Origin of the sequence: Kiloniella spongiae, from assembly GCF_001026905.1 — a bacterium.
Taxonomy (GTDB): Bacteria; Pseudomonadota; Alphaproteobacteria; order Kiloniellales; family Kiloniellaceae; genus Kiloniella; species Kiloniella spongiae.
This window is the reverse complement of sequence record NZ_LAQL01000055.1, coordinates 1-701: the sequence shown is the minus strand read 5'-3', so window position 1 is coordinate 701 and position 701 is coordinate 1. Positions and strand designations below refer to the sequence as shown.

The 701-nt window shown below is 46.5% G+C and carries 1 protein-coding gene; it reads left to right on the top strand.

The window, feature by feature from the left end:
- Positions 1 to 701, top strand: a 701-nt coding sequence (locus WH96_RS20870) for an Ig-like domain-containing protein (RefSeq protein ID WP_047766185.1), incomplete at both ends; no start/stop codon positions are given.

Genomic DNA, 701 nt, shown 5'->3' with positions numbered 1-701 from the left:
GACGTTGCTGCTTTCTCTGGCAACCGTTCTGATTATCTGATTGAGGATAATGGGGATGGCAGCTTTACGGTTATTGGCGGTGCTGATGGTCGTGATGTTGTGACGGACATTGAAACCCTTCGCTTTGCAGATGGTGACTTTGATCTGACGACTGTAAATGGCCCAGAGGCAGTTGATGCCAAGATTGTCTTTGATGGTGGATCATCTGTTTCTCACAAACTGAGTTTTGCTGATGCAGATCTTGATGTTGCCGATAGTACAGAAGTCCTGAGCTTTAAAGTTGTTGATGCCACAGATAACGGGAATAACACCTTTACCCTGCAAAGCGGTGCTTTGGTTACGATCAATACGGATGGCACCTATAGCTATGATGCTCAGGGGTATAGTGGTCAGGACAGCTTTACCTGGCGTGTGACCGATAGCACTGGGCTTTCCAAGGATGCTGTTGTTGCTGTTTCCATGCCGACAACAGAGACGGGTTCTGCTGGTGAATTTAATGGAACGAATGGCTACCTACAACACACTCCAACATCAAATGGTGATGCTCAAACCTGGACATTCTCGGCCTGGATCAAACGAGGCGAACTTGATCGTCGACAAGAGGTTTTCCAAGCCGGAGAAGGGGGTAGCTTACATATTAATATTGATGCAGATAATCGATTACGCATAGAGGGTTCGTCTAATAAGATAGCCCTAATAAC